The sequence below is a fragment of the Kribbella sp. NPDC050124 genome, from assembly GCF_044460355.1.
GTDB lineage: Bacteria > Actinomycetota > Actinomycetes > Propionibacteriales > Kribbellaceae > Kribbella.
In genome coordinates this window covers 44,980-67,235 of record NZ_JBITJU010000003.1, presented here as the reverse complement: position 1 = coordinate 67,235, position 22,256 = coordinate 44,980, and the positions used below count along the sequence as shown (strand labels likewise).

General features: G+C 69.6%; 16 protein-coding genes. 5 read left to right on the top strand and 11 right to left on the bottom strand.

The genetic code is table 11. The features are described from left to right. Window positions 1-113 precede the first annotated feature (113 nt). Complete coding sequence (locus ACIBL3_RS10035; protein ID WP_396352923.1) at window positions 114-812, top strand: hypothetical protein; 699 nt, start codon at window positions 114-116, stop codon at window positions 810-812. 11 nt (window positions 813-823) lie between these two features. Here the strand turns inward: ACIBL3_RS10035 and ACIBL3_RS10030 are convergent, their stop codons facing one another. From ACIBL3_RS10030 to ACIBL3_RS10020, 3 genes are all read right to left on the bottom strand, one after another. Continuing rightward, entirely contained in the window at window positions 824-1,570 is a 747-nt protein-coding gene (locus ACIBL3_RS10030; protein WP_396353355.1) for a neutral zinc metallopeptidase, read from the bottom strand. 10 nt (window positions 1,571-1,580) lie between these two features. Continuing rightward, on the bottom strand, window positions 1,581-2,018 hold the full coding sequence (locus ACIBL3_RS10025) for a hypothetical protein (protein WP_396352922.1): 438 nt from the start codon (window positions 2,016-2,018) through the stop codon (window positions 1,581-1,583). Between the two features lie 115 nt (window positions 2,019-2,133). Continuing rightward, window positions 2,134-4,818, bottom strand: a complete 2,685-nt coding sequence (locus tag ACIBL3_RS10020) for a LuxR C-terminal-related transcriptional regulator (RefSeq protein ID WP_396352921.1) — start codon at window positions 4,816-4,818, stop codon at window positions 2,134-2,136. A 257-nt stretch (window positions 4,819-5,075) separates the two neighbouring features. On the opposite strand from ACIBL3_RS10020, the gene ACIBL3_RS10015 reads away from it, so the two are divergent. Further along, window positions 5,076-7,772: a LuxR C-terminal-related transcriptional regulator gene (locus tag ACIBL3_RS10015; protein WP_396352920.1), complete on the top strand. Its 2,697-nt coding sequence runs from the start codon at window positions 5,076-5,078 to the stop codon at window positions 7,770-7,772. Between the two features lie 7 nt (window positions 7,773-7,779). Here the strand turns inward: ACIBL3_RS10015 and ACIBL3_RS10010 are convergent, their stop codons facing one another. The 4 genes from ACIBL3_RS10010 to ACIBL3_RS09995 form a co-directional block, all read right to left on the bottom strand. Beyond that, entirely contained in the window at window positions 7,780-9,513 is a 1,734-nt protein-coding gene (locus ACIBL3_RS10010; RefSeq protein WP_396352919.1) for a SulP family inorganic anion transporter, read from the bottom strand. 266 nt (window positions 9,514-9,779) lie between these two features. After that, entirely contained in the window at window positions 9,780-10,604 is an 825-nt protein-coding gene (locus ACIBL3_RS10005) for a hypothetical protein (protein WP_396352918.1), read from the bottom strand. 14 nt (window positions 10,605-10,618) lie between these two features. After that, window positions 10,619-11,920 carry a hypothetical protein gene (locus tag ACIBL3_RS10000; protein ID WP_396352917.1) on the bottom strand — a complete coding sequence of 434 codons (1,302 nt, stop codon included), beginning with the start codon at window positions 11,918-11,920 and terminating at the stop codon, window positions 10,619-10,621. A gap of 89 nt (window positions 11,921-12,009) precedes the next feature. Further along, complete coding sequence (locus tag ACIBL3_RS09995) at window positions 12,010-12,312, bottom strand: hypothetical protein (RefSeq protein ID WP_396352916.1); 303 nt, start codon at window positions 12,310-12,312, stop codon at window positions 12,010-12,012. A gap of 208 nt (window positions 12,313-12,520) precedes the next feature. Here ACIBL3_RS09995 and ACIBL3_RS09990 point away from each other — a divergent pair, with 208 nt between their 5' ends. After that, window positions 12,521-13,021, top strand: a complete 501-nt coding sequence (locus ACIBL3_RS09990; RefSeq protein ID WP_396352915.1) for a DUF1269 domain-containing protein — start codon at window positions 12,521-12,523, stop codon at window positions 13,019-13,021. A gap of 137 nt (window positions 13,022-13,158) precedes the next feature. Next, a complete protein-coding gene (locus ACIBL3_RS09985; RefSeq protein ID WP_396352914.1) occupies window positions 13,159-13,653 on the top strand; it encodes a hypothetical protein in 495 nt (164 codons plus the stop codon). Between the two features lie 13 nt (window positions 13,654-13,666). Here the strand turns inward: ACIBL3_RS09985 and ACIBL3_RS09980 are convergent, their stop codons facing one another. Genes ACIBL3_RS09980 through ACIBL3_RS09965 form a run of 4 tightly spaced genes read right to left on the bottom strand, consistent with a single transcriptional unit; the run spans window position 13,667 to window position 20,766 of the window. Further along, window positions 13,667-15,448 (bottom strand): SulP family inorganic anion transporter, encoded by a 1,782-nt coding sequence (locus ACIBL3_RS09980; RefSeq protein WP_396352913.1) that lies wholly within the window; start codon window positions 15,446-15,448, stop codon window positions 13,667-13,669. 19 nt (window positions 15,449-15,467) lie between these two features. Then, the gene (locus ACIBL3_RS09975) at window positions 15,468-16,397 is read right to left on the bottom strand and encodes a polyphosphate kinase 2 family protein (protein WP_396352912.1); all 930 of its coding nucleotides are present in this window, start codon (window positions 16,395-16,397) and stop codon (window positions 15,468-15,470) included. Then, the gene (locus ACIBL3_RS09970) at window positions 16,394-19,225 is read right to left on the bottom strand and encodes a cation-translocating P-type ATPase (protein ID WP_396352911.1); all 2,832 of its coding nucleotides are present in this window, start codon (window positions 19,223-19,225) and stop codon (window positions 16,394-16,396) included. The genes ACIBL3_RS09975 and ACIBL3_RS09970 overlap by 4 nt, the downstream gene beginning before the upstream one ends. Window positions 19,226-19,248: 23 nt before the next feature. Next, window positions 19,249-20,766, bottom strand: a complete 1,518-nt coding sequence (locus ACIBL3_RS09965) for a DUF2252 domain-containing protein (protein ID WP_396352910.1) — start codon at window positions 20,764-20,766, stop codon at window positions 19,249-19,251. Window positions 20,767-20,956: 190 nt separating this feature from the next. Here ACIBL3_RS09965 and ACIBL3_RS09960 point away from each other — a divergent pair, with 190 nt between their 5' ends. Then, complete coding sequence (locus ACIBL3_RS09960; RefSeq protein WP_396352909.1) at window positions 20,957-22,237, top strand: diacylglycerol/lipid kinase family protein; 1,281 nt, start codon at window positions 20,957-20,959, stop codon at window positions 22,235-22,237. Window positions 22,238-22,256: the final 19 nt, after the last annotated feature.

Sequence of the window (22,256 nt, the reverse complement as noted above, 5' to 3'; positions counted from 1 at the left end):
ATGAGGCAGCAGGCCTGCTGACGGGACGACCATCTGGAGTGCAGCGCGAGTGTCCCGCTGCCGCCTACGGGAGAGGTGCCTGATGGACGACGAGAGCTGACAGGTTCCTGGACGTGAGCGAGATACTGCGGCCGAACTCCAGTGGCCCCCGGGGCAACGCCCGGGCGGCCCGGTCGGGCTGTGTCTGGCTGGCCACCGTGACCGGGATCCTCTGCCTGATCTACCAGTGGGGCGTGCCGGGCACGATCGTCTGCGCGCTTCTCGGCGCGGTGACGGGGGCCGCGGTCGCCTCGGCAGTCTGGCCGGAGGAAGACGAAGGGTGGCACGCGGTGCGGGGGATCGGTCGCTGCGGGCTCGCGGCCGGGATGCTCGTGCCGGGAGCGATCGGCCTGATGGCGGCCTTCGGGTTCGCCGGCGTCTTGATCGTGCTGTTCCTGGTCTGCACCGCGCCGGGCGTCGTCTCGCTGGTACGGGAACGATGGTTCCCGGCGAAGGATCGTCCAGCACAGCAGGACCAGCCGGTCCCTGCACCTCCGTCCCGGCCCGCCACGCACGAGCCCACGGTCGAGCCGCCGCCGCTCGCTGTCATGGACGACGCGGCCCTCTGCCTGGCCTGGCGGCGGAGCTTCGTCCGGCTCCAGTCGGCCCGGACGGCAACCGAACGTCTGGCTGTCGTCGAACAGCGGCAGCAGTACCTCGACGAGTTGCACCGGCGATCGCCTGGCGGACTCGCGGCCTGGTTCGCCTCGGGTGCGCGCGCGTCCGGCAACCCACTCCCGTACGTCGACGAGGACCGGCGCCGGATCGACTGAGCAGACCGAACTCAGCTGATGCAGGCGTCGACGCCTCCCGAGACGCCGGTGTTGAACGCTTCGGTCCGCTGCTCGGCGTTGCCGTGGTCGCCCACGTCGGTCCAGGGATAGTCGTCCGCGACCGCGGCCAGCGTCCTGGCGATCTCCTCGGTGTCGCCGGGCTCGATCCCGATCAGGCCGTCCTCAGCCGCCCCTTGCAGCGCGGCGCCGGCCAGGCAGTCCGCCTGGAGCTCGGCGTCGACCGCAACCTGGTCGCTGCCCAGTCGTGCCTGGATCGCATGGCCCCACTCGTGCGCGATGATCAGATAGATCCACGCATCCCCGATCTGGCTGTAGCCGGCGTTCATCAACTCGTCGTCCCAGGCCACGTAGTCGCCGGGGTGGCAGTAGACGGCGTTGAACGGCACCGCCGGCTCGCCACCGCAGGGTGGTCCGTTGTTGCCGACGTACGAGCCGACGACCCGGGGACTCTGGTACGGCTGGCCGAACCGCTCGGTGAACTGGCGGCGCCAATACGTGTCGACAGCTCGGACTGCCCGCTCCTCGTCGACCTTCATCGTCTCGCGATCCACCGCCTCGACGGTGCCGCTGCCCGGCGTCGGCTGCGCACCCGGGGAGGTCGTGGTCGCCGAGTCGCCGGACGTGTCGCAGCCGCAGGCGAGGGTGGCTGCGATCAGTGCGATCGTCAGCCACCCGGAAGCGGTTCTCCCGACCATGGTCACGTTGCCCGGGGCAACGTCGTACCCGCTGTCACGCAGGCGCCGCCGGTCACATCGCCTTGACGTCGCGACCGTGCACGGCCAGCGCCCAGATCACGAAGACGTCGACGGCGATGATGATCAGCGCCCAGAACGGGTAGTACGGGATGAAGGTGAAGTTGGCCAGCGCGCTCAGTACCGCCAAGATGATGCCGACCACCCGGGCCCAGGTCTGCCCGGCCATCACCGCGAAGCCGGCGATCATCACCAGCAGACCGCCGATCAGGTGGATCCAGCCCCACGTGGTCGCGTCGAACTGGAACAGGTAGTTGCGGGTGGAGACGTAGAACTCGTCCTCGAAGAGCGCCACCAGACCGGAGAAGAGCTGGAAGCCCCCGGACATGATCATCATGACGCCGGCGAACAGGATGAACCCGATCGCCCAGCCGCTGGCCTCGTGTTCCTCGCCGGCGGCTTCGTAGTGCGATGCTGCTGCGCCTTGGGTCACTGTCGTTCACTCCCTGGTGTCGTGTTCAAGCTGCAGGTTCGATACTCGGACGATGCGCCGTGCCGGATCGGCAGGCATCACCCCCTCCGGACGATCTGCCGGGATCAGGGTGGGATCAGGCCGGGATCAGGCTCAGCGCACGGGCCCGTCGTACCGCTTCGTTGCGCCGCGACACCGCGAGTTTGCGCAGGATGTTGCGGATGTGCGTCCGGACGGTGTTGACCGACACGAACATCTCCAGCGCGATCTCCTCGGTGGTCAGCAGTTCGGACAGGTGACCGAGCACCTCGGTCTCCTTCGCCGTGAGCGGTTCGATGTACGGCTCCAGGTGCGGCAGGTCGAGCGCCGGACTGTTCCGTACGGCGGTCGCCCGGTGCCGGTCCTCGATGACTGACCCGAGCCAGGCGTTCTGGTCTCCCAGTTCGGTGCCGGTTGCCAGCAGTTGCCGCACGGAGGCAGGCGCATCGAGGAACGGCCGGCGCAGTTCCTCCGGCTCGGCCAGGCGGAGCGCATGGGTGAGCGCGGTCCTCGCCCGTCCAGGCTGGCCGCGGTGCAACTCGTGCGCGGCCTCCAGCAGTCGAGCGCCCACCGTGGCCTGCAACGGCGCTGCGTTGCCTTGAGCAAGAATTGTCGACACCGACGCCGCGACGCCGGCCCAGTTCCGCCGCTGCAGATGCGCGTGACCGAGCACGAGTGCGCCGACGGGGTCGTCCGAGCCGACGAGCTGCTCGATCAACCGCCGCGCCTCGTCGGGTTCACCCTGGACGATCTTCAGCATCGCCGCTTCGGTCTGCAGTGGGCGCGCGGGCCAGCCGGCGCCGGCGCCCGGTTGGTCAGCAGCTGCCGCGACGACGGCGGTCGCCTCGTCGACTCCACCGCGGGCTTGCAGGAGGCGAGCCTGCACGATGGCGGTCTGTGCCTGCAGCACAGGCTCGTCGCACGCGTCGTACGAACGCATCGCCACTCTGACGTGCTCCTGGCCGGCCCGCAGGTCGTCGCGTTCGATACTCACCCTGGCTAGGGCGATCTCGGCCGCCGGTGGGGGACCGTCGGCCGGCAGGCGTGCCCTTTCCGCGAGGGCCAGCGACCGTACGGCCCATTCGTCAGCGTCGCGAAGAGCGCCCTGGCAGGCGTCGATGAGGGCGAGGTAGCCGAGGCACGTAGCGGTCAGGCTCTCGTAGCCCGGCACTTCCGCGCGCACGGCCGTCATCAGGGCGGCGCGTGCTTGGGCGATCTCACCGTCGTACAAGAGGCATCTGGTCTTGATGGCCTGGACCAGCAAGGTGAGCTCGGGGTGGGCCGCGACCTTCTCCCGGTCCTGCCGGACCAGCTCCTGCTCGGCCCGGTCGGCGAGCATCCCGGTCCGCGGATCGTCGACCAGGCACGAGGCCACGGTCTGGACGATGCCGGCCGCCAGTTCGACCGTGTGGTCGCGGTCCGACTCCGGGATCAGCGACGCACCGACGCGCTCCAGCTCGTTGGCGCAGCGGGCCGTGTCGTGGTCGGCCAGCGCCAGCGCGGCCCGGACCACGCCCGCGGCCGGATCCTCGAGGTCGGGCGGCATCTTCCTGAGGTCACGGTCGAGTCCGCCGCTGTCCTTGCCCAGCAGGATCTCGCCGATCGCCAGACCGTTGACGACGTACGCCGAGGCATCGCGCCACGCCTCCGCCTCGGAGGCGACGCCGACGGCGGACTCGAGGAATCCCTGCCGCGCGAACCAGTCGGCCGCCTTCTTGTGCAGCTGCCGCCGGAGCCGCGGTGACTCATGCGCGAGCTCGGCGCGCAGCAGGTCACGCAGGAACGGGTGATAGCGATACCAGCCGGGAAGATCGGGCAGCGGTTCGACGAGCACGTTGCCGGCCGCGAGCGACGCGAGAGTGCGCCCCGCCGTAGGGCCGCCGAGCTCCTCGATCAGTCCGGGCTGGAGCACGTCCACGACACTGGTGTGCAGCAGCAGCGACCGCACCTCGGGGGACTGCGTCCGGAGCACCTCGGCCGTCAGGTACTCGGCGATGTTGCCGTTGTCCCCGGCAAGCTCGGCCACGGCCGCATCCGGATCGTCGCTGCCTTCCAGGCACATCCCCGCGAAGCGCAGGCCGACCACCCAACCCCTGGTACGGCGGGTCAGCGCGGCGATCGAGTCGCTGCTCATGCTGATGCCCGACAGCTGCACCAGCCGTGCCGTCTCGTCCTCGGTGAAGGCGAGATCCGCCATCCGCACCTCGGTGATGGTCCCGTTCAGGCGGTAGCGGTGCAGCGGCAGCACGGGATCGACCCGGGTCAGGATCACGACGTGCAGGCGCTGGTCGCTGTGCCGCAACAGGAAGTCGAGGTCGCTCGAATCCGCGGCGGTGGCGATCTCGTAGCCGTCCAGGACGAGGGTCACCGGATGCGTCCGTCGGGACAGCGCGGTGGCCAGTTCGGTGAGCATCTGGGCGTGCGCGCCGGCGGTGTCGTCCCGCGTTCCCGGCAGCACCACGCCCTGTCGGCGGAGGATCTCGAGGACCTGCGGCCAGAACCTCGCGGCCGGGACGTCCTGTTCCTCGAACGTCAGCCAGGCCGTGCTGTGCCCGGCCACTGCGCGCTGCGCCGCCCAGGCGGCGACCAGCGCGGTCTTCCCGCTGCCCGCCGGAGCGCTGACCAGGGTCAACGGCAGCTCGGCGCCCTGGTCCAAACGTTTGCTGAGGCGGGGGCGCTCGACGTACCGCCGCGGAGGCCTCGGGATCGCGAACCTGACCGCAAGGATGGGGTCGATCGACCCGTCACTGTAGGTCGCCGCGGACTGCTCCGTTGCGTTCATGCCCCCCATGAGCCATACCGTGACCCGGCCGGGGGCCTATGGCATCACCCGAAGTGGGTGATAGCGGTGCGAATTCGCGTATCATGAAGCCTGGAGAGGCTGGTCGTGGGGGCAACGACACAGGCTGAGTACCTCGTCGCGGGGGCGGTGTAATCCGGGGACTCAGGACCGGCGATCGGCAGCATCCGCCATCCGGCGTGCACAGGGGCTGGGGACTTTCGGCACCCGGGGAGCGGGCGGTCGACAGGGTCGGGGAGATGTCACCTGCTGAATCTGAGCCGTCGCGTTTCGGTGCCTCGGAGGAGGCATCGGACGTCCATCTGCTGATCACGAAGCTGGCGCGGCCACGCGTCCCGTCGACGTACGTCGAGCGCCCGCGGATCGTCGCGATGCTGGACGAGGGTACGCGGCGCCCGTTGACGGTGGTGAGCGCCGGCGCCGGCTGGGGCAAGACCCTGGCGACGGCTTCCTGGGCGGCGTCCGCGGCTGCTGCCGGGCCGGTGGCCTGGCTGTCCCTTGACGAGAGCGACAACAATCCGCGCTCGTTCTGGTCCTACTTCGTGGCCGCGATCCGCAGCGCCGCCGAGATCCCGCGCGGCAACCCGCTGGCCGGTCTCGCCCCGGGACTCGGCGGCGGGGACGAGAATCTCCGCCGGCTGGTCGCCGGGTTGACGCAGTTGCCGGAGCGGGTCGTCGTCGTACTCGACGATTTCCAGCTCGTGCACGAGCCGGCGGTGCTCGGCGCCGTCGCCGAGTTGCTGCGGCATCCGCCCGCGCAGTTGGGGCTGGTGCTGCTGACCAGGGCGGATCCCGCGCTTCCGCTGCGCCGCCTCGAGCTCAAGGACGAGCTGGCCGAGATCCGGTCCACCGACCTCGCTTTCGACGTGCCGGAGGCGCTGGAACTGCTCGAAGCGGCTGGTGTCGTGGTCGATCAGCACGGGGCACGGCTGCTCGTGGATCGCACCGAGGGATGGCCGGTCGGGCTGCGGCTGGCCGCCTACTTCCTGCAGGGTGGAGAGCCGGGCCGGACGCCGGCGGACTTCGCCGGCGACGACCAGGCGGTGACCGACTACCTCCTCGAGGAGGTGTTCGCGAGCCAGCCGCCCGAGCTCCGGCGGTTCCTGCTCCGGACCTCGGTCGCCGACCGGCTGAGCGGCGGACTCGCCCAGGTGCTGACCGACGATCCCCGCGGCCAGCGCTTCCTGGAGACGCTCGAGAGGTCGAACGCGTTCGTGGTCGGTCTCGGCTCGGACCGGCAGTGGTACCGGTACCACCCGCTGCTCCGGGAGATGCTGCGGCACCAGTTGACGATCGACGAGCCGGAGATCCTGCCCGACCTGCAGCGGCGGGCCGCGCTCTGGTTCGCGACGAACAACCAGCCGATCGAGGCCTTGCGGCACACTGCGGATGCGGCCGACTGGTCGTTGCTCGGCCGGCTGTTCGTCACGCAGGCCGCACCGCTGATGGTGTCGGCCGAACGCTCGGTGGTCGCCGCCCAACTGGCTCGCATCCCGGTCGGCCGGCTGGCGGAAGGACCGGAGCTGGCCGTGTGCGCCGCGGCGCTGCGGATGCACGCCGGCCGTTTCCAGGACATGCAACCGCATCTCGACCGGGCGCAGGCGCAGCTGGACCGGACGAGCCCGGAGTCCAGGGTCGGCACCTCCATCGCGATCCGCCTGTTCTCGGCGGCGGTCACGCGCTCCCGCGGAGACATCGACGCCCTGCTGGCGGCCTCGGCGGCGGCGCTCGACGAGGCGTCCGGGCCGGGTGCCTCACTGCCGGCGGCCGACCAGTACCGCGCCGTCGCCCTGAGCAACCTGGGGACCGGCCTGTTGTGGTCGGGCAACTTCGACGGGGCCGAGGCGCGGCTGCGAGAGGGACTCGAGCTCGCGACGGCGACCAGGCTGGAAGCGTCCCGCATCAACATCCTGGCGCATCTGGGATTCGCCGCCGCGGTCTCGGGCCGGCTTCGGCAGGGCTTCGGGTACGCCGCCAAGGCGGTCGAGCTCGTCGATGCCCGGGGCTGGGAACCGCTTGCACAGGCGGCCACCGGATACCTGGCGCTGTCGATGATCCACCTGCAGTGGAACAACGTCGACGAGGCCCAGAGCCAGCTCTTCCGGGCCAAGGAGGCTGCGAGTCTCGACCTCGCGGCCGGGTACGCGGTCGGCCTGACCCAGGCGCGCCTGCACGCGTCGCTCGGCCGGGTGGAAGCTGCGCGTGAGCAGCTGGCTCGGGTCCGCAACGAAATCGGGCCCTGGCAGCCCCCGACCTTCCTCGAACGGTGGCAGACGATCACCGAGGCGGAGATCGCGCTCGCCGCCGACGAGCCGGATGCGGCGATCGCCAAGTTCGGTACGCCGGCAGACCGGCAGCCGCCCTTCGCCCGAGAGCAGGCCTGCCTGGCCGAGGCGTTCCTCGCCTGCGGTGAACCACAACGGGCCGAGGAGATCCTCGCCCCGCTACGTGACCGGACGACCGACCGCACCGCCGCGGTGGAGATCTGGCTGCTGACGACGCTGGCGGCCGACAGCCTGCGCGCGAACAACCGCGCCGTCGAAGCGCTCGGGCGCGCGGTGGAGATCGCCCGGCGGGAGGGCGTCCGACGGCCGTTCCTCGTCATGGACCCCGAGCGGATGCCGCGCCTGCTGACTCAGGTCGAGCAGCTGGACCCCGATACCTCCGGCTTCGTGGACGAACTGCTCGCGGACCTTGGCATGGTCAGGTCGAACAGCGCACTGGCCGACGCGCCGGCCGAACCGCTGACGGATCGGGAGCTGACCGTCCTGCGGTACCTGCCGACGATGATGACCAACGCGGAGATCGCGGCGGAGCTCTTCGTGTCGGTGAACACCGTGAAGGTGCACCTCAAGCGGATCTTCCAGAAGCTGGGCGTGACCAGCCGGCGGGACGCCGTGCACCGGGCTCGTGCACTCGGGCTGCTGAACAGATGAGTCGGGCTCAGGCCTCCGGGTCGGCCGGTTCCTGACGCTGTCCGCCGTCCGCGACGTCGCCGCGATGCCTGACCACCCAGGTCCTCGCTTCGTGCAGCGCCCGCCCGGTCGATTCCCCGACCAGTTCGGTGGCCTCGAAGACGCTGACCGGTCCGGACTTGTCCACTCGGTGGGTACGGCGTAGGAGCTCGGACAGGGCGTGGTCCACGCCGCTCAGGTACAGCCGGCCGCCCACCGATTGCAAGGCGCCGGCGTAGTCGGCCACGACCTTGACGAATGTCGCGCCGACTGAGGTCCGGCCGCGCAGCCGGAGGACGACGGCGGGCGCCTCCGCGCCGGCCGGATCGGGCAATCGGGTGGCCAAGGTCCGCGAGCCCGCGTAGAGCAGGCTGCCGTACACGTCGAGCACCGTCGTCTGATGGCTCGGCAGTCGCTCCGGGGCGGGGTGCTCGGTCCACCGGCCGCCCTCGGCGGGCTTGAGTTCGACGACCTTGAGGTCCATCGCGCCCTGATTGAGTTGCAGCAACAGCGACAGCGTCACGCCCAGCCCGACGGCCGCGGAGACCGGAAGGAACAGGGTCGCGAGGAAGGTCGAGACGATCGCGATCTGCGACGTCGGTCCGGTGCGCAGGATCGTCCTCAGCTCGGCCGGCCGCAGCGAACCGGCGGCCGCGAAGATGAGGACGGCCGCCAGAGTCGGCATGGCGACGGCTCCGATCACGTCGGAGAACGCCGCCAGGATCACCAGCATCCACAGTCCCGCACAGATTGCCGCCCACCGGCTGCGGGCGCCGACTGCCTGGTTCAGAGCCGTCCGGCCGACCGAACCGCCCACCGGCTGGCCGCGGAAGAAGCCGGCCGCGAGGTTGCCGATCCCTTGGGCGATGAAGTCCCGGTCGGGGTTCGAGACGGTTCCGTCGCGGTTGGGTGTGGCCTCGGCGACGCCACTGCCCTGCACCAGGACGATGGCCGCGACGGACAGCGCCCCGGTCACCAGCGGCAACGACAGCATGCCGAGGTCCGGCAGTTGCGGCGCCGGGATCCCGCTCGGAATCGCCCCGAGGTCGTCGACCTGCGCCACCGAGTCGGCGCCGGCGAGGATCACCACCGCGGTCGGGACCACGAGTGCGATCAGGGCGCCCACCGCGGCCAGCCGGGTCCGGGACAGGCCGACGAGGATGCCGAGCGCCGCGAGACCGGCCAGCAGCGAGGCAAGGTCGATCCGGGACGGATGGAACACGACGTCCGCCGCCTTCGCCAGCGCGAAGTCGCCGGTGGCCTCCGCGCCGGTGAGGTCCGGGATCTGGCCGCAGAAGATGTTGACCGAGATCCCGGTGAGGAAGCCGATCATGACCGAGTGCGAGACGAACCGCGTGTACCGCCCCAGCTTGGCGATTCCCGCCAGGATCATCACCACACCGGTCAGGATCGTCAGCAGGAACAGGGCGTCCGGCTTGTCCGCCGGATCCACGTCTTCCAGCGCCGACCCGGCTGCCAGGGCAGCCGCCGTGGTCGCGGTGATCACCATCAGCCGGGTGCTCGACGTCAGCCCGCCGCCGATCGGACCGGCGAAACTCGCGTACAGGCCGTGGATCGGGTTCACGCCGACGAGTACGGCGGCGGCCATCCCGTCCGGCACACCGCTGATCGCGCCCGGCAGACCGGCGACCACGTCGGCGCGCAGGTCACGGCGCGCCGGTCGCATCGAACGCAGCCATCCGGGCACTGGATGCGCGCTCACCTCGGATTGTCTCCTTCGGACGTCGCCGTTGCCGTCGAGCCTAGACGCGGGCGGACGCCGCTACCTCATCCCGGCGAGACGATGCGAACGAGATCGTCTACCACGGGTGACGCGCGTCCTTCCACCCTCAGCTAGCGTCGGCCGGCAGGCGGGGGGTGTGATTCGGAGCCCGGGGATTTGCTCGCCGATCCTGACCGCCGTCATCGCTCTTGGCGTCATCCTCTGAGGGGTGGGTGGCGTCAAGAGCCGGCTGGCCCTCGAAGCGCTCAGCGCCGGTTGCCACGGTCGTCACACGGAGGCGACACAGTGAGCCCGGCCACGTCGAGCTCGGTGTCGATCAGGCTGATGGTTCGCTCCATCGCCGTGGGCTGCAGGCGGCCCACGCCCGCGCCGTGCGGATGGTCGAAGAACACCAGCAGGAACAGCAGCAGGGTGATGACAATCGTCACGCTGCCCATCAGGACGGCCTGCGTCACGGCGCGCTCGGACCGGTCGGCGAAGAACAGCAGGAACCCGAAGATCACCACGGAGATCACCGAGAGGACCAGCCACAAGGGCAGCGGGATGATCCCCTCCGCACCGTGCACCCGGTCGATCCGCGCCTGTTCCCGTTCGGCGGTCTGGTCCATCCACCGGTCGTAGGCCGACTGCTCGGTGGCGGTCTGCGGCTCGACGGTCGAGATGGTCATGAACAGCTCCGCTCCCCAGGGATTGATCGCGTTCCCGAGCGTGCCTTTGTTCAAGGCCTCCCACTCGACCCCGGCCACCGAACGCGCGTAGCAGATCAGCTCGCCGGTCAGCTCCGACGCGGTGCGGTCGGGCAGGAACTGCGCGGTCTCGACCTGTTGCGCCACGATCGTCGCCTCGGACTCGGCGCCGGCCCGCGACTGGTCGTACGAGGTGAACGACAAGAAGATGATGAAACCGAGCAGCACGGAGAAACCCGTGGCGAGGACGCCGAAGACACCCGACGCGCGGTCACTGGCGCTGAAGTAACTGCCCGCCGGCGCCCGCCGGCGCACAAGGAGCATCGCCGTGACGGTGAGCGCGGTCACGAGGACCACGACCAAAGCGGCCCAGACGAGGTTCATGCCGGCCGGCCCGGCTACTTCGCGGCTCCGGGGACGGCTTCTCCTGGTGACACCGGCCGGGACTCGGCCGTCGACCGGCCGGCACCGACCAACACCTGCACGACGGCCAGCAAGGCGACTACGAGAGCGAGTGACCAGAACAGCCGCGAGAGCGAAACATCGTTGCCCCACAGCAGTACGACGACGCCCAGCAGGCCGACCGCCACCCGCAGCCATCCGACGTTCGGCGCGACCCAGCGGCCGGCGTTGCCGACCGGGCTGTCGGACACGGCTCCGCCGATGCTCTCCAGCCCGCCGTTGACGGTGGTGCGTACAGCGGTCCCGTACCTGTTGGAACCGGCGAACCAGCCGATGACGATGAGGATCAGACCCAGCCAGAGGAACACCTGACGACCGCGCTCGAGGTAGGCGAGCAGGGTGTCGTAGAACACCGCGCTGGCCGGACCGAACGTCGTACCGGCCAAGGCGTCGATGAACAGTTGCCGGCCGACCGCCAGCGCCCCCGCCATCAGCAGCGCGTTCGCGGCCAGCGCCGCTCCGATCACCACCGTCATTCGCGGACGGTTCCGGGCGAGCACCAAGGCGATGAGGTAGAGCCCGGCCACTGCCACGATCAACCACTGCGCGATGGGATTCGCGAACGCGTAGATGGTCTTGATCTGCTTCACCTGCGGTGCTTCCATCAGTACGATCTGTTTGTCGACGTCGGGGACCGGGATGTTCTGCACGATCGTGAGCCCCCGGTCGACGAGGCGTTGCTTGACCCGCTCGATCACCTCGGAGACGTCGAGGACGATCTGATCGCCCTGCAGCTGGACGGCGCCCGACTGGTCACCGTCCAGGATGCGCTGGAAGGCCTGCTGGGCTCTGGTGTTGGCGGCGGTCCAGAGGTCGGCGAACTCGTCCGACGCGATGAACTCGCGGACCTGGCGGTCGATCAGGCCGTTGATCGCGGCCGACAGCGGCCCGATCAGCCGCTGGAGCCGGGGCCGGTCGGTGATGACGCCGGCGAACACGTCGTTGAGGATCGCCTCGATGTCGACCTGTTCCTCGATCGCGGCGGTGACCTTCGTGGCGATGGCGTTCTGGACCTCGGGCGAGTTCACCAGCGGGCCGACGGTGTTCACGTAGCGGGTGGTGTCGTTGAGGGTGCGCTGTCCCCAGTACGCGACCGCTGCGGGTGTCGTCAGCAAGGCCGCCAGCAGGACACAGATGATCACCGCGGCCGTACGCCCTCTGGACGGCCGCTCGGCCGCCGGCGCTTGGGCGGGCGCGCTGCGCTCCGGACCAGGCGGAGTGGGGTCTGGATCGGACATGCTGCGCCTCCTCACCTGCCGGCTGCAGTCGATCGTCGCTGCCCCCGGCAACCCGAAACCTCACCCCACGCGGATGAACCGCGCTGAACTCACGCCTGGACGCTGCCCGGGTAGCCGGGTGCCTGCCGCCGCGATACCGCGCTCGACGCCCAGTGCACGACATCGAGCAGGCCGGCGAAGACCACCCAGAACCAGTCGGATCCGCTCAGGCCGCCGCCGCCCGTGTAGAGAATGACGTACATCAGCGTCGCGAAGGGGAGAAACACGATCCCGAGCAGCGGCCAGATCCAGGAGTCGAACGCGGCGTCCACCATTCTGGGACGCGCTATCCAGACGATCAGCAGCGCGAACCGCGGAAAGACGCCGGCCAGCAAGACGAAGAAGCACCCCATGTCGATCCCCCTCGCGCCCAGGGCGGGCGTCGCTGTGGATCGTTGCGCGCGTGTCGACGGCCGGCATCATCCGGACGGGGTGAATCGAGCCGGCGCCCGTCGTACCTCGTCCGCCTGGGGTGAGGCAGACCGGCCGCGGCGGCGGCATCGTGGCCACGATCGGTACGCCGGGCCGCGTGCGCCCCGGTCGCCCGGAGAGGAGAGACCCGTGGGATCCGACAACAACGCTCCCGTCGTCCTGTACATCGCCGCCTACATGGATTCGCAGGCAGCACGGGGTGACTGGGACGCCATCAAGAAAGCCGCGTCCGACGATCTGATCAAGGTCGAAGGGCTCGTCCTCGTCAGCCGCGGGGCCGACGGCAAGATCAACGTCGACGACGACTTCCACACAGCCCGTAGAGGCGCAGTGCTGGGCGCCGTCGGTGGCGCGGTCATCGGTCTCATCTTCCCACCGAGCCTGCTGGCCGGCGCAGCGGTCGGTGCGGGCGCGGGACTTGGTATCGGTGGGCTCAAATCCCACCGGGAGAAGGCCGCGATCAAGGCCGATGTCGAGGACTCCTTGCCGGCGAACAGCTCGGGAATCGTCGCGCTGTTCGAGGCGGTGTGGGTCACGAAGGTCGACGAGGCGCTGGAGCACGCGGACAAGCTCACCAAGCACGAGGTCGACGCGGACAGCGTGAAGGAGGTCAAGGACGCCGCCCAGTAGCGCCGTTTGCAACGGCCGTTCGACTCGGCGCCTCATCCGCGTGGGGTGAGGCGCTCACGGGCGTGTCAGGCACAGCATCCAGACAGGGCCGCCGCCGATTCCGGCGGCGGCCGACGCACCGAGAGGAGATGCCAAAGATGGCTGCGAAACGAGGCGGAGGGGCGATGGCCGGCTTCGTCATTTTCGCCGGCGTGATGATGGTCATCACGGGGCTGGTCAACGTCTTCCAAGGACTCGTTGCGCTGTTCGACGACGAGCGTTTGGTGATCACGCCGGACAAGTTCATCGTCGTGGACGTGACCGGCTGGGGCTGGGTGCTCCTGATCTCCGGTCTGATCCTGCTGGCCGTCGGCGCCGGCGTGCTCGTGGCGCAGACCTGGGCCAGGATCACGGCGATCGTGGTCGTGGGCCTGCACATCGTGGCGCAGATCCTGTCGCTCGGGGCCTACCCGTTCTGGTCGCTGCTGATGATCGCGCTGGACACCGTCATCCTGTACGCGCTCACCGCTCGCTGGTCCGACGTACGGGAGCGGATCGGCAGGCACGGCGAGGTGGACGTGGCGTGGAACGGCCACGACGAGGACGTCCAACCCACAGCCGCCGAGCAACAGCAAGTCCCGCCGAGGACCTGACCGAGAGGCTTACCTAGGGGGCTCCCCGGCGGGAGCCCCCGTCGTCTGCCTCCGGCTGCGGGTCGCGCCAGTTCGCGCCGGTCTCCTGCACGTACCGCGCGACGGCGTCGTCGAGGGTCGGCAGGAAGTGCGCCGGATCGATCGTGCGGGTGAGTTCGTACCGCTCGATCTTCGCGCGCACCGGGTCCTTCATCTCCGCGAAGACCAGGGACACCCCGCGGTCGTTCAGCCAGGCGTCGAGCTCTTGCAGCATGTCGGAGGCCGTGGTGTCGACATCGGTGATCGGCTCGGCGGCGACGATGATCCAGCGCAGATCGGGATGATCCACGGCGATCTCCCGGACCTTGTCACTGAACATCCGCGCATTCGCGAAGATCAGCGGCGCGTCGTACCGGTAGACGACCAGGCCCGGCAGCAGTTGCGCATCCGGGTAGCTGCGGGTGTCGTGCAGGCCGGAAATGCCGTCCACCCGGCCGAGCTCGGCCGCGTGTGGCCACCAGACGCGGCGGAAGACGTTCAGGATGGACAGGCCCACGGCGATGAGGATGCCGGGCAGCACCCCCAGGAGCGCCACGCCGAGCAGCGCGATGATCGACAGCCCGAACTCGGTACGGCGCTGGTGCCACAGCCGGCGCGTACCGGCGATGTCGGCCAGTGACAGCGCGGCGGCGATGACGATCGCGCCCAGCGTCGGCTGCGGCACGTACTGCATCAGGGAGGTGGCGAACACCAGGACCACGGTGATCATCCCGGCGCCGATGATGCCGGTCACCTGGGACCGGGAGCCGGCCTGCTCGGCGACGGCGGTGCGGGATCCGCTGGTGCTGACCGGGAAGCCCTGGAAGAACCCGGCCGCGATGTTGGCGGCGCCGATGCCGACCATCTCCTGGTTTCCGCGCACCCGATCGCCTTTGCGCGCGGCGAACGCCGAGGCCGTGGACATGGTGTCGGCGAGCGCGACGACGGCGATGGCGAACGCCCCGGCAAGGAGCGGCGGCAGATCGCTCCAGCTCACCGCGGGGATCGTGAACGGCGGGAAACCCTGGGGGAGCACGCCGACCGTGTCGACGCCGTTCTCCTCCAGGTCGAGAGCGTTGACCAGCAGCGCGGCCACCACCACGACGATCAGGACGCTCGGCAGTTTGGGCAGCAGCCGGTTCAGCAGCAGGATGCCGGCGAGCGAACCGATCCCGAGGATCGCGGCCGTCGCGTTGGCCGCGCCGTCCGCGAGCCCGGTGAAGAAGTCACCCGTCTCGGCGATCAGGCCGTCGGCGTCGACCGAGAAACCGAAGAGCTTGTCCAGCTGACCGATCACGATGGTCAGCGCGAGCCCGTTCATGTAGCCGATCTGGGTCGGCTTCGACAACAGGTCCGCCACGAACCCGAACCGGGCCACGCCGGCGACCACCATCACGACGCCGACCATCACGGCCAGCATCGAGGCGAGCGCGACGGCGCGAGCAGGGTCGCCGTTGGCGAGCAGGAGTGGCGCGATCGTTGCCGCGATCATCGGTCCCAGGGACGAGTCGGGACCCAGCACCAGGACCCTGGAGGGACCGAAGACCGCGTAGCCGAGCAGGCACAGGATCGAGGTGTACAGCCCGGTGACCGGTGGCAGTCCGGCCAGCTCGGCGTACGCCATGCCCTGTGGCACCAGCAGTGCCGACAGCACGAGTCCGGCGACGACGTCCCTCGGCAGCCAGGACCGCTGGTACGACCTGGCCACTCCGATTCCCGGCACGTACTCCTGCCACCAGGGCAGTTTCACCTCGGGCGGGTCGGTGACGGCGGCCATGGTGGTCAGTCCGGCCGGTCTACTTGGCCGCGAACGGGTCGGCCGCCGCGCCCTCAGGGGCCTGGTCTTCCAGGGTGACCTTGATCTCCTGCAGCGCCTTGCGTGCTTCCTTGCTGACCGTGGGGTAGCGCGGATCGATCTCGATCAGCGTGTTGGCGATCACCGCGGCGGCGGCGATCCGCGCGTACCACTTGCGGTCGGCGGGAATCACGTACCAGGGCGCCCACTCGGTGCTGGTCCTGGACAGCATCCGCGAGAACGCCCGCTGGTAGTCGTCCCAGTACTCGCGCTCGCGGATGTCGGCCGCGGAGAACTTCCAGTTGTGGTCGCGCAGGTCGATGCGCCGCAGGAAGCGGATCCGCTGCTCCTCCTGGGACAGGTTCAAGAAGAGCTTCACGATCTTGATGCCGTTGTCGCTGAGCGTTCGCTCCCACTCGTTGATCTCGCGGTAACGCCGTTTCCACAGGCCTTTGCGGGAGCCGCGCGGAAGCTTCTGGCGGTCGAGGAGCTCGGGGTGCACGCGGACCACGAGCACCTCCTCGTAGTGCGAGCGGTTGAAGATCCCGATCTCACCGCGGGCCGGCAACTTCAGCCCGTAGCGCCACAGGTAGTCGTGGTCGAGCTCCTCGCTGGAGGGGACCTTGAAGCTGTTCACCGACACGCCCTGCGGGTTGACCCCGGTCATGACGTGCCGGATCGTGCCGTCCTTCCCGCCGGCGTCGAGCGCCTGCAGCACCACCAGCACACCGTGGGTGTGCTGCGCGTACAGCCGGGACTGGTACTCCGACAGCAGTTCGGTGCCCTGGACCAGTAGTTCGCGGCCGCGCTTCTTCGACTGGATCATGCCCCGGAAGTCCGGCTCGAAGTCCCTGGCCAGGTTGACCCTCGACCCCGGTTTGACGCGGAACGGCTCGATGAACTCGGCGATCCGTTGCTCTCGAGAGGTCATTCCCTGCTCCCAACCTCGGCGGGCGTCGGCGGTGTGTGCCGGGCCCGGGCCGGCGCGACGGCGTTTTCGGGGCTGAGAGGCGCCGGCTTCCGCTGCCCCCGCCTGGTGAGCAGCTTGTCCAGCTCGACGACGATCGGGAGCAGCGCGGCCAGGCCGAAGCAGACGAGCCACTGGCGCGGGCTGAGCGCGATTGTGAGCAGCCCGTCCTGGAGCGTCGGGAGCTGGGTCGCCAGGGACAGCAGGACCACCGGGATCACGGCGATCGCCAGCGCCTTCACGATCGGAGGGGTCAGGCCGCTGGCCGGGGCGCGCCGGTTGACCACCGCGTTGAACATGGTCCCCAGACCCATCACGACGAAGGTCATTGTCATCGACACGGTGCCCTGCGTCGTACTCGGCTCGTCCGGCCCTGCCACCAGCGGCGCGAACGCCGCCAGGAACAGCACGAAGGCGTAGCCGACCCACCTGATCACGGCGTTCCGGTTCGTGATCGGTACGCCGGGGTCGCGCGGCGGACGGTGCATGACCGCGGGATCACCGGGGTCGACGGCGATGATCACGACACCGACAGCGGTGGCGAAGAACAACAGGAACAGCACCATCGACGGAGTCATCGCCACCCCGTCGTTGATGTCGAACACGGTGGCGGCGAGGAAGAGCAGGACCAGCCCCAGCAACTGCGTCATCTGGTACCGGACGTACGAGACGACCTTGTCGTAGACGCGCCGGCCGATCTCGACCGCGTGCACGAGAGTGCCGAAGTTGTCGTCGGTGAGCACCATCCGCGCGGCCTGCTTGGTCACCTCGCTGCCGCTTCCCATCGCCACCCCGATGTCAGCCTGCTTGAGGGCAGCCGCGTCGTTGACCGCGTCACCGGTCATCGCGACGATCAGGCCCTGCTCCTGCATGGCCTGCGCGAGCCGCAGCTTGTCCTCGGGGGTGACCCGTCCGAACACGTGCAGCTCGGACAACCGTTGTTTCAGCTGCTCGTCGGTGAGCGCCTGCAGTTCCTGGCCGCTGATCGCGCCGGGACCAAGGCCCAGATCCTCGCCGATCGCCTGAGCGGTGACCGCATGATCGCCGGTGATCATGCGTACGTCGATCCCCGCGTTCAGCGCCGTACGGACCGCGCTCTTCGCCTCCGTGCGCAGCGGGTCGATGATGCCCGCCAACCCGACGAACGACAGCCCGGTGGTCAACGCCATGGGGTCGCCGGTCATCGTGGCGAGCTCGTCGTCGGTCACCAGACGGGCCGCGAACGCGAGGACCCGCAGGCCTTTCTGCCCCATCCGGGTGTTGGCCTCGTCGATGCCTTGCCGCGACTGCGCGATCGGGACCTGTGAGCCGCTGAGCGGTCCGCCGGCTTGGCTGCAGCGTGCGACGACGACGTCCGGCGCGCCCTTGACCAGCTCGATGACGTGCTCGACGCCGTCCACGGTCACCCGATGGAAGGTGGCCATGAACTTGTACTCGGAGTCGAACGGAACCTCCGCCAGCCGCGGGTAGCTGCGCCGCGTCTCCTCCGCGTCGATGCCGAGTTTCGCGGCCAGTACCACCAGCGCCGCCTCGGTCGGGTCGCCGATCACCTGGCCGGCGTCATCGACCACTGCGTCGCTGTCCAGGGCCAGTCCGAGGCCGAGGCGGGTGAAGTCGGGGACCGGGACGCCCGCCACCGAACGGATCGCGCCGCTCTTGCGGTAGCCCTCTCCGTCGACGGTGAACCAGGACCCGCTCGCGTACAACGTGGAGACCATCATCTGGTTCAGCGTCAGCGTTCCGGTCTTGTCGGTGTTGATCGCGCTCGTCGCACCGAGGGTCTCGACGTCGGTGAGGTTCTTCACCACGGCCTTCGCGTCGGCCAGCTCGCGCGCACCGAGCGACAGCAGGCCGGAGACGAACGCCGGCATGCCGGTGGGGATCGCCGAGATGGCCATCGCGGTCCCGAGCAACAGCAGGTCCTTGCCCGGGATCCCGCGGAACAGGCCGACCACCACGATCACCGCGACCGCTCCCCAGGCGATGATCCCGAGAACCTTCGTCAGTGAGTCGAGCTCGCGCTGCAGCGGCGACCGGGTGCGCTTCACCGAGGTGAGCATCGTCGCGATCCGCCCCATCTGCGTCTGCAGTCCGGTCGCGGTGACCACGATGGTGCCGGTGCCCCGGGTCACGGAGGTGCTCTGGAACAGCATGTTGGTCTGGTCGCCCAGGCCCACGTCGGGGGAGGCCAACGCACTGGTGCCCTTGGCGATCGGTGCGCTTTCCCCGGTCAGCGCAGCCTCCTGGGCTTCCAGCGTCGCGGACCGGACGATGCGTCCGTCGGCGGGCACGATGTCGCCTGCCTCGACCTGGACGAGGTCGCCCGGAACCACCTCGGTGGCCGCGATCATCGTCACCTCGCCGTCGCGGACGACCCGCGCCTGCGGTACCTGCAAGGTGGCCAGCGCGTCGACGCTCGCCCGCGCCGTCAGTTCCTGGCGGGTGCCGAGGCCGACGTTCAGCAGGATGAGCAGGGCGACGATGATGCCGGTCGAGAGCTCCCCGATCAGCAGGCTGACGATGGTGACCGCGATGAGCATGATGTTCATCGGGTCGCGCAGTTGCTGGGCGGCCACGACCCAGATCGAGGGCGGCTTCTCCGCGGGGATCTCGTTCGGCCCGTACGACGACAGCCTGCGGGCCGCCTCGTCCGCCGAAAGGCCCGAGTCGGCGTCGGAGCCGGCGGCCGCGACCACCGCCTCCGCGGCGAGCGCGTACGGCGCTTTCCCGGCGGTCACCGATGACGTTGCGCTGCCGGTCTCCGCACCGGTCTCCATGCCGGTCTCACTCACGCGTTTCTCCCCTCGCGCCGACGTCAGACCTGTTCGATGGCGTCGATCCGGTTCGAGCTGATGGCTTTGGCGAAATCTGCGAAGTCCTGGTCGTTCTGGGTCGCGTAGCGTTCGGAGAAGTCGGTGATCGACTTGTCGAAGGCGTCGTCCTCGCCGAGGTAGGCCGCGATGGACACCGGGTCGCCGGACCGGGCATGGGCCCGGGCCAGGGTCCAGCCACACTGGCGCGCGTAGAAGGCCAGCGCGGCGGGCTCCATCAGCTCCACCAGCGCGGAGCCCTTCATGTCGCGCAGTTGGCGCCAGTAGTAGAACCGGTCGGCCTGAACGCCCTTGGACCAGCCGAGGAAGATGTCGCTGCTGGCCTGCATCAGCCGCTGGCCCTGGACCACTCGCTCGCCCGCCTGCTTGAAGGCGCTCTTGCGCAACGGTCCTTCGAGCACCGACCGGGTGGCTTCCTTCACCTGGAGGAACAGCGGATCGCTGCGGTCGCGGCCCTGCAGCAGGACGATGAACGCCCGGGTCCCGACGCTGCCGACGCCGACGACCTTCCGGGCCCAGTCGACCATCTCGAAGCGTTCCAGCAGTTGCCGGAGGTCGATCCGAAGGCTGGAGCGGTACCCCCGGAACAGGTCGACGACGGCGTCCTCGAGTTGCTTGGCGTCGAGGCCGTACATCGCGTGCAGCTCGCGCCCGGGCACGATCACCGGCGGGACACTGGCGATACGGTAGCGGCCGTCGACCTCCTCGCTGAGCTTCGCCAGGGCCTGCTCGCTGTTGCGGGAGTGCGCCTTCAGGGCGTTCTTCTGGAAGCGCTTCTGGGCCTCCTTCAGCTGCTTGCCCGTCATCGTGGTCGTACCCTCGTCCGCGCCGGTGTCCTTCTGCTTGCCCTTCTTGGATCCCTTGCCCTTGGCTTTGCTCTTGCCGTCGGCGCCGGCACCGGCACCGGCGAAGAAGGCGTCCACCGCCTGCCTGATCTGCTCCTCGGAGGTGTGGGCGTACCACACGTCGAGAGTTCTCATGGCCGCGAACTCGGCCATCGTCTCCCGGTAGGAGGTGACACAGGCCTTCGTGATCGCGCGGGTGTCCGAGGCCGAGCAGCCGTTGTTCTGGGCTGCCACCGTGAAACTCGCCGCCAGTCGCTTGACGTCGTACTCGAACGGGCCCGGAAGGGTCTCGTCGAAGTCGTTGATGTCGAACACCAGCCGTCGCTCCGGGGAGGCGAAGACGCCGAAGTTCGACAGGTGGGCGTCCCCGCAGAGCTGGACCTCGAGGCCGGCCGTCGGGGTCCCGGCGAGATCGACGGCCATGATCTTGGCCGCACCGCGGTAGAACGTGAACGGCGAGACCATCATCCGGCCGTGCCGCACCGGCACCAGGTCCGGCTCCCGACGGAGGTTCTGCTCCTCGATGAGTGCCACCGGGTCCGGCCGGTCGGTGGCGGGTTGCCATCCTGTGTGACTGTCCGGCATCGCCAGGGTGCGGGCCTGCAGACCGCGGTCCCGGCGCTCCTCCAACGTCAAATGCTGAACTTTCGCCGACATCTCCGCCCGCCCCTCTCTGTCGCAGGCGCGACTCGCCGGATGAGCCGGGTACTCGCCCGGCGAGCCGCGTACGGCGCCGACGATTCAGCAGAACCGGGGTCGCCGCATCACCCCTGATGGACGATCAGCAGGGCCGGATTCATCCGGGGTGTGGGATGCCTGGCGGAGCGGACGGGTGTGGTGTGAGTTCATGAAGCGACGGGTTGCGGCGGTGGTGGCGCTGGTGGTCGGGGCGGCGACGGTTGTGCTCGGTGTGGTGGTCGCCATCAGCCAGTTTCCGCGTGGTCTCGGGGTGCTGGCCTGCGTCGTGATCGCCGCCGTCTCGGCCTGGTACGGCGCACTGCGCAGAGGGGTCGCCCGCGCGGCCGGGCTGTACATCGGGGTGCTGGCCCTTGCCGGTGCGGTGATCCTGATTGCCGTGGGTGGATCGTTCGGCGTCGACCTGCTCGTCCTGGCCGGGCTCCTGATCACCCTGGCCGCGACGCGAGCCAGCTTCAGCTCGCACGTGGATCTGCCCCGTGTTCCCGCCCCACGGCACCCCGTGCTGTTCTACAACCCGCGCTCCGGCGGCGGGAAGGCAGAACGCTTCGCGCTCGCCAAGGAAGCGCGGGACCGGGGGATCGAGCCGATCGAGCTGAAGGCCGGGGACGATCTCGAGACCCTGGTCCGCGGTGCGGTCGAGCGGGGCGCCGACGGACTCGCGATGGCCGGCGGTGACGGCTCGCAGGCGATCGTCGCCGCGATCGCCGCCGAGCGCGCCCTGCCGTACGCCTGCGTGCCGGCCGGCACCCGCAACCACTTCGCACTCGATCTCGGGGTCGACCGTGACGACGTCGTCGGTGCGCTGGACGCGTTCGTCGACGGCGGGGAGCGGCTGGTGGATCTTGCCGAGGTCAACGGCCGGGTGTTCGTCAACAACGTGTCGCTCGGCCTGTACGCCGAAGCCGTCCAGCGATCCGGTTACCGCGAGGCGAAGCTCCGGACACTGCTCGACACCGTGCCGGACGCACTCGGTGCCGGGGGCAGCGAGCTCGACATGCGCTGGACCGGTCCCGGCGGCGATGGACACCGCGGTGGTGCTGCCGTGCTGGTGTCCAACAACAAATACAGGCTCGGCCGCGCCGTCGGTTCCGGCACCCGCCCGCGCATCGACGACGGGCTGCTCGGCATCACCGTCCTCGGGGCGCCCGCGGACAGCGCTGAACGCCGTCTTCAGCGTCCTTGGCGAGAGTGGTCCGCACCGACCTTCGAGGTCGAGGCCGATCGCCCACTCCCGGCAGGCATCGACGGGGAGGCTCTGGTTCTCGACGCGCCGCTGCATTTCCGGATCCGGCCCGGAGTCCTCCGGGTGCGGATCGCGCACCAGCACCCTGGAGCATCGCCGTCGGCGACGGCTCCCGAAGGTCTGCGGGACGGCCTGGCCGAACTGGTGCGCGTCGCCCTCGGCCGGGACCGGAAACCGGCGAGCTGACCCCCTGGAGGCCTCGACA

What these genes read in the sequence shown, in the direction of transcription:
- ACIBL3_RS10020 (WP_396352921.1), bottom strand. Translation starts at nt 4,818, where the DNA reads ATGAACGCAACGGAGCAGTCCGCGGCGACCTACAGTGACGGGTCGATC.
- ACIBL3_RS10015 (WP_396352920.1), top strand. Translation starts at nt 5,076, where the DNA reads ATGTCACCTGCTGAATCTGAGCCGTCGCGTTTCGGTGCCTCGGAGGAG.
- ACIBL3_RS10005 (WP_396352918.1), bottom strand. Translation starts at nt 10,604, where the DNA reads ATGAACCTCGTCTGGGCCGCTTTGGTCGTGGTCCTCGTGACCGCGCTC.
- ACIBL3_RS10000 (WP_396352917.1), bottom strand. Translation starts at nt 11,920, where the DNA reads ATGTCCGATCCAGACCCCACTCCGCCTGGTCCGGAGCGCAGCGCGCCC.
- ACIBL3_RS09995 (WP_396352916.1), bottom strand. Translation starts at nt 12,312, where the DNA reads ATGGGGTGCTTCTTCGTCTTGCTGGCCGGCGTCTTTCCGCGGTTCGCG.
- ACIBL3_RS09985 (WP_396352914.1), top strand. Translation starts at nt 13,159, where the DNA reads ATGGCTGCGAAACGAGGCGGAGGGGCGATGGCCGGCTTCGTCATTTTC.
- ACIBL3_RS09980 (WP_396352913.1), bottom strand. Translation starts at nt 15,448, where the DNA reads ATGGCCGCCGTCACCGACCCGCCCGAGGTGAAACTGCCCTGGTGGCAG.
- ACIBL3_RS09975 (WP_396352912.1), bottom strand. Translation starts at nt 16,397, where the DNA reads ATGACCTCTCGAGAGCAACGGATCGCCGAGTTCATCGAGCCGTTCCGC.
- ACIBL3_RS09965 (WP_396352910.1), bottom strand. Translation starts at nt 20,766, where the DNA reads ATGTCGGCGAAAGTTCAGCATTTGACGTTGGAGGAGCGCCGGGACCGC.
- ACIBL3_RS09960 (WP_396352909.1), top strand. Translation starts at nt 20,957, where the DNA reads ATGAAGCGACGGGTTGCGGCGGTGGTGGCGCTGGTGGTCGGGGCGGCG.